Source organism: Psychrobacillus sp. (assembly GCF_056205495.1).
Genome location: NZ_JBAEAP010000308.1, coordinates 1 through 6,558 on the forward strand (window position 1 = coordinate 1; position 6,558 = coordinate 6,558).

Consider the following 6,558-nt stretch of genomic DNA (forward strand, 5'->3'; position numbering starts at 1 on the left):
TTAATGGTTTTTTCGTTTTCAATTTCTATTATTTCTCCTTCTTTACATTCGATTGTAAGCTTAACCATCTCACCATTTAATAAGGGTTCATTAAATTGACTACAGGAGCATAAGAAAAAGATACATAGGCAATAGAGTGACATTCTCTTCATTTTTTCATCTCTCCTAGAGATTTTATAATGCTTCACTATTACTAATAAATTGACTGAAATCCAAATAAGTAATGTCTTTTTCACCTAATCTCTCCTTTAATATAAGTGAGAATTCTATTGTCCCTCCCCAATATATGATAGACAATTTTTAATTATCTCGAGCTCGATCCCATACTCCATAAGCAAACACCAAACAGCCCGGTTAAGAAGAACGATAACAAAATAATTATTGAAATTACATTTTCACTACTAAATACTAGCCAAGTAAGTATGCCAATGTAGAATGCAACAAAAGCAAATATTGATCTGATGTTGTTCTTTACTATTCTTATTAGGCTATTCATGTATAACTCTCCTTAAGTCCAATTCGTCTACACCACTTGGTTTGCATGCTGAAAAGCAGTTTATGAATTAAATTTTAACATATATAACCAATTAATATTCCGACTATTACACGTATTATTTTTATTGACTCATCTTTACATGGTCAAAATAAAAAGCCCAAAGACATGTAATTGTCTTTGGGCTTCCTTGAAATTTATATTTCTTCCGTTTCTTCGATAGGATCACTTATTAAACTTGCCAATACATGCACTCGTAAAATAATTCCTTTCATCGTACCTTCCTCGTCTGTAACAACGAGAGGATACTTGGAATCAAGTACCTGTTGTATTAAATCTTGTACATATTCTTCTGGATGTACAGTTTTTACTTCCTTCGACATTGCTTCTTGCAAGGTTTTCTTTTGTTTCATCCCTTCAATAGCCTGGTCGATAGTAATGATACCTTGTAGCTGCCGCTTTCTGTCAACTACAAACGCACTCGAGTTACCATTCTCTCTCATTACCTGGATTGCAACATTTAGTCCATCCTTTAAGGATACTAATCCATTTGGCTTAGACATGATGTGCTCGGCCTGAAGAATTTTCGTGCGATCAATATCGCGTATGAATTCGGAAATATAGCTGCTTGCTGGATTTTCCAGAATTTCTTCTGGTGTACCAATTTGCTCTACTTTTCCGTTTTTCATAACCGCTACACGATCGCCAATTTTAAATGCTTCGTTAACGTCATGTGTAATGAAAATGATTGTTTTTTGTAGACGGTTTTGGATATCTAAAAGCTCTAGCTGCATTTCTCTACGGATTAGTGGGTCAAGTGCACTGAAGGGCTCGTCCATTAATAGGATGTCTGGATCGTTCGCAAGCGCTCTTGCGATGCCTACTCGCTGACGCATACCGCCAGAAAGCTCATCTGGATATTGGTTTTCATATCCTTTAAGACCGACCGTCTCTAAATGCTTCTGAGCAATTTCCTGACGCTCCTTCTTGGACATACCTCTAATTTCTAATCCATACTCAATATTTTCTAATACTGTACGATGACTAAACAGTCCAAAGTGTTGAAATACCATTGCTATTTTCTTTTGACGATAGAATTTTAACTGTGTCTTATTGTAATCGACCACATTTTCCCCATCGACATAAATAGCACCTGAGGTAGGTCTATTTAATAAATTCAAGCAACGGATTAGGGTAGATTTGCCACTTCCAGACAGTCCCATGATGACGAAGGTCTCTCCTTCCATGATTTCCATAGAAGCATTGTACACTCCAACAGTATGCCCTGTCTTAGCTAATATCTCTTCCTTTGGTACACTCTTCTCTACCATTGGGATAATTTTTTTAGGGCGTGGTCCAAATATTTTGGATACATTTTCTAGTCTTAATTTTACTGTCATGCTACATCCCTCCTATGTTTCTGAAGGCGATTTGCAATTCCCCCGGTAACTCGGTCGATGATGATCGCTAGAAAGACGATACTAATTCCGGCTTCAAAACCAAGGGATATGTCAATTCGGTTAATCGCAAAGAGTACTCGCTCTCCAAGTCCCTGTGCCCCAACCATAGAACCAACAACAGCCATTGCAAGAGCCATCATCGTTGTTTGATTGATACCAGCCATAATTGTAGGTAAGGCTTGTGGTAGTTGAACTTTCATGAGCATTTGAGAGGAAGAGGAACCAAATGATTGTGCAGACTCTACAATTTCTTTATCTACACTTCGGATCCCTAATTCTGTTAAACGGATTACTGGTGGTAAAGCATAAATGATTGTCGCAATAACTGCTGGTACATTTCCTAGTGGAAAGAAGAAAATTACTGGTATTAAATAGACAAAGCTTGGCATTGTCTGCATTGCGTCTAATATTGGGCGCATGATTCTGGACATGGACTTACTAAAAGCCATTCCAACGCCTAGCGGAATGCCTATTACAAGAGACAAAATTACGGAGATTAGAACGATGGAAATCGTGGTCATCGTTTCCGGCCACAAATCAAAGGAGCCTATTAAAAAGATAAATGCCCCATAAAGCAATCCTCCATAAATATTATTAAAATACCACCCTATTAAAAAGATGATAACAATAAATAACCACCATGGTATTGCTAATAGACCTGCCTCTAAGCCTTTAATCATAGAGGAAGAAATAATAAAGATAAAATCAAAGAATGCATCAAAGTTCGCGGCTAAAAAATCCACGAATTTTTCTACTACATCCCCGATTGGAAAACGTACATCTGGAAATTCTGTCATATAGTAGGACTGCAAAACATACAGTCGCAGGTCACCTCTCTTTTAGTTAGATTGAGTTATGAATTATTTTAAAGAAGCTTTAACTTTTTCTGCCACTTCTTCTGACACCCAAGCTGTCCAAATATCTTCATACTCTTTCATCCACCAAATAGCGGCTTCATCTGCTTCCACATCATTTTCTTGCATGTAATCTAAAGCACTTTCAGTTAAATCATTGCTAGTTTCATAGTTACTTAAAAAGTCTACTACTTCCTTAGCTTGTGTTGGTAAATCTTTATGAACAGCAACCACTACATCATTCGGAGGAAATTCAGTTCCCTTCGAATCATTCCATGTTGCTTCATCGTATGGTGCGTCTTCTAATAGAGTTAAATCGTAGCTTGCTGTTACCCACGTTGGTGACCAATAATAACCTACCCACGGCTCGCCTTTTTTATATGCGCCAGCTAAATCTGCAACAATGGCAGAATCAGAGCCAGGTGCTAGATAGTTATATTGTTCGTCAAGGCCATATGTTTCAAGTTTCGTCCCCAAATACTCACTTACTACCCAACTAGATGGAGCACCGACCACTCGGCCTTTACTGCTATCTTCGGGATCTTGGAAAATTTCTGGATACTTCTCTAAGTCTTGAACCGTTTTTAAATCCGGTGCGATTGGTTCAATACCTCGTTCTGCATCTCCTTCTATCACGTAAGTTGGAACATATAATCCTTGCGCGTTATCAGCGAAATTAGTAGCTACCTTTATGATATCTCCACTTTCAATTGCTTTTTCGTAGACATCTTTAATGTTATCGGTCCATACTTCCATATAGACATTTATGTCGCCCTTTTCAAGTGACTGCATGGTTGCCGCCGTTGTTCCACTTGTTACTTCGGTTTCATAACCATAACCTTCTTCGACGATTGTTTGAGCTATGCTATTGTGTAGGCGAATACTATCCCACCCCGCATCAGCAAACTTAATCACCTCAATATTGTCCTTGCTTGTCTCACTGCCACAGGCTGCAAGTACTAAAAGCATACAAAGTGAAAAAAATAACATAATCTTTTTCATTAGTTTGACTACCTCTTTTCATTCAGTTTTTAAATTAGACGTTCGATCGCTCCTCCTTCAAAATCTATAAATAATTGCTAAAATCCTAAACAATTAAACTTCCCTGAATTTGGAAATTAAAGGACGTCTAATTTATAACTACTAATATTACTAAAAAAATTTGTATATTGCAAATTCACTTAATAAATGATTGCTATTATTCTATCTTTATCTGAATATTATGTATCATTTTTCTAGTCATTTTTCATTAAGTAATTAGTAAACCCTAGACAATCTATTCATATAAATAACGATGTAATTATTAATTATTTGTGATAATTCAATTTTTGTTCGAGGAGGGCTTTGTTTAGGAGAAAGTAAGCAGATAAATAGAGGAGATTTTGAATTATCACCATTCGTAGCGATTTATCAACTCTCATTAAGGTTTTAGCACTGTTCATGGGATTTTATTATAAAACTAAAAAACACCATGAACGCTATGTTCATGGCATCTCTTACACTTTAAACCACTCTGTTTTCTGGTACCCGTTCCTCTAATGCATCTTCAATGGCCGTAGCATTTATTTGCATCATAGCAAGTCTTGTATAAATACTGGCACTACCGATGTGGGGTAGGACAGTCACGTTAGGTAAAGTTAATAGCGGATGATCTAATGGGACTGGCTCTGTTTCAAAAACGTCTAGACCCGCAGCCCAAATGCTTTTGTTGACTAGGGCATCATAAAGCGCCTGCTCATCAACTATTCCCCCTCGTGCCACATTAATAAGAGCTGAGGTTTCCTTCATCATTTCCAGTTCTTTTTTACCAATTAAGCCTCTAGTTTCTGGAGTGAGTGGAGTCAATATAACAACAAAATCTGACTCCTTTAGTAGTGTCTCAAGCTCCACATATGTAAAGTTATACTGTTGCTCAGATTCTAATTTTCTTGTTCGATTATGGTATAAGACCTTCATATCAAACCCTTTAGCACGGCGTGCGACTGCTTCACCGATTCTCCCCATGCCTATAATTCCTAAGGTTGACCCATAAACGTCCATGCCGGTTAGTTGCATCGGTGTCCAAGACTTCCATTTCCCTGCACGAATATCCTGCTCCGCTTCTGTAATACGACGGGCAGTTGCTAGTAACAAGGCAAAAGTTAAATCTGCTGTAGTTTCCGTTAACACACCAGGTGTATTGGTTACAATAATCCCTTTTTCTTTTGCAGCCTCGATATCAATGTTATTATAGCCGACAGCAAGATTAGATATAATTCTTAGACTTGGTAGGCTTTCTATCAGTTCCCGGTCCACTTTATCCGAGAGAACGGTCCACAAGGCATTACAATCCTTTGCCTCTTTTTTGATATCCTCGTACTTCATTGGAATTTCATCGCTATGCCACATAATGACTTCAAATTTTTCTCTTAGTGGTTGTACAATCTCTTCCGGTAACTTTCTAGTAATAAAAATTTTATACATCCAATTCCCCCTAATGATTTTCTGATAATTTAAGCATCGCTGATTTGAGAAAAGAATTCAACTGTATTTACAATAATATTTTTATACGCTATACTGTGGTCACATAAAAAAACAGATTGTGTAAATCTTACATAATTGGAAAACTACATACCGTTTCTGCACTAGGGGTGCCCACTTTGGCTGTGATGAGAGCTTTTTAAGCTCCGATCCCTTATTACTCGATCAGGATAATACCTGCGTGAGGAAGTGCGGTGACTTTCCTTTTTTTCATAAGGTAAGTGGCTGCATCTTCACGGATGTAGCTTTTTTTTATGAAAAATTTTAAGGAGGGTTTTGAATGGAATGTGGTGTAAGTCCGATTGTAGGGTTTCGTTTCTCCCTACATCCAATGAGCAATGAGTTTATCAGTATTATTAAGGGGGCGTTACAGGATACAGACACATCCAATGTGTGGATGCATACGGATGACGTATCGACTGTGATTAGGGGAAAACAAGCTCATGTATTCAATGTAGCAAAATCAATAGCTTTAAATGCAGCTAAAACTGGGGTACATGTGGCTCTCTCAGGAACTTTTTCAGCGGGCTGTCCAGGTGACACAGCAGCTGACGTTTATTTAGAAAAAGGAGATGAAGTTGCTAATATTGATGCAACTAAACAATATGTGTCCTCTCAATTTGCCTTATATCCAATGAATAATCCAAACTACATGGATGTTATCTACAAGGAGATTCAGCATGCGAAAGACGCTGGTGTTTTCAATGAGTCCATGCATTATGCAAGCGGCATCCATGGAGATATCCATGATGTATTCGCCTTCTACGAAGCTACCTTTACCAGAGCCAGATCAGAGGATCATAAGCATTTAGTAATGACTGTCTCTATGAGCATTAACAGCCCTTCTCATGTAGATGACGTTCATGCTTAAATCATGGAAGCTAAAAGAGATTATTTTAATGTCTATCTTTGCAGTAGTATTTGGGATTGTGTATTTACTATTCCTTCACGTCGGAAATATTTGGTCAGGGTTTATTGGCCCAATCGCGTATGAATGGATTTTTGGAGTATGGTTTATCGTTTCTATCATCTGTATGTATATCATTCGCAAGCCAGGAGCTGCTGTAATCTCTGAAACTATTGCAGCCGCAATAGAGGTGCTTTTAGGTAATGCTGTTGGGCCTCGTCTCATTCTTTCTGGTGTTATTCAGGGCTTGGGTGCAGAGGCAGTATTCGCAGCTACCCGCTATAAACGATTTGACCTTTGGGTGTTAATGCTTGCTGGTGCAGG

General features: G+C 38.0%; 7 protein-coding genes and 1 riboswitch. Of the genes, 2 read left to right on the forward strand and 5 right to left on the reverse strand.

All coding sequences use genetic code 11. The annotated features are described in order from the left end of the window. The 5 genes from AC06OU_RS08995 to AC06OU_RS09015 all read right to left on the reverse strand — a co-directional run. Positions 1-236 (reverse strand): hypothetical protein (locus AC06OU_RS08995; protein ID WP_475855306.1); only part of this gene is annotated, 236 nt, incomplete at its 3' end. A 454-nt stretch (positions 237-690) separates the two neighbouring features. After that, positions 691-1,893 (reverse strand): quaternary amine ABC transporter ATP-binding protein, encoded by a 1,203-nt coding sequence (locus AC06OU_RS09000; protein WP_169360911.1) that lies wholly within the window; start codon positions 1,891-1,893, stop codon positions 691-693. After that, the gene (locus tag AC06OU_RS09005; RefSeq protein ID WP_169360910.1) at positions 1,890-2,750 is read right to left on the reverse strand and encodes an ABC transporter permease; all 861 of its coding nucleotides are present in this window, start codon (positions 2,748-2,750) and stop codon (positions 1,890-1,892) included. Before AC06OU_RS09005 ends, AC06OU_RS09000 begins: the two co-directional genes overlap by 4 nt. Positions 2,751-2,813: 63 nt before the next feature. Further along, a complete protein-coding gene (locus AC06OU_RS09010; RefSeq protein WP_342567383.1) occupies positions 2,814-3,809 on the reverse strand; it encodes an ABC transporter substrate-binding protein in 996 nt (331 codons plus the stop codon). Positions 3,810-4,310: 501 nt separating this feature from the next. Beyond that, on the reverse strand, positions 4,311-5,270 hold the full coding sequence (locus AC06OU_RS09015) for a 2-hydroxyacid dehydrogenase (protein ID WP_475855308.1): 960 nt from the start codon (positions 5,268-5,270) through the stop codon (positions 4,311-4,313). A 153-nt stretch (positions 5,271-5,423) separates the two neighbouring features. After that, positions 5,424-5,532, forward strand: a riboswitch (TPP riboswitch). Between the two features lie 75 nt (positions 5,533-5,607). On the opposite strand from AC06OU_RS09015, the gene AC06OU_RS09020 reads away from it, so the two are divergent. Both AC06OU_RS09020 and AC06OU_RS09025 read left to right on the forward strand, forming a co-directional pair. Next, complete coding sequence (locus AC06OU_RS09020; RefSeq protein ID WP_475855309.1) at positions 5,608-6,198, forward strand: YkoF family thiamine/hydroxymethylpyrimidine-binding protein; 591 nt, start codon at positions 5,608-5,610, stop codon at positions 6,196-6,198. After that, positions 6,191-6,558 (forward strand): ECF transporter S component (locus AC06OU_RS09025; protein WP_475855310.1); only part of this gene is annotated, 368 nt, incomplete at its 3' end. The genes AC06OU_RS09020 and AC06OU_RS09025, both read left to right, overlap by 8 nt.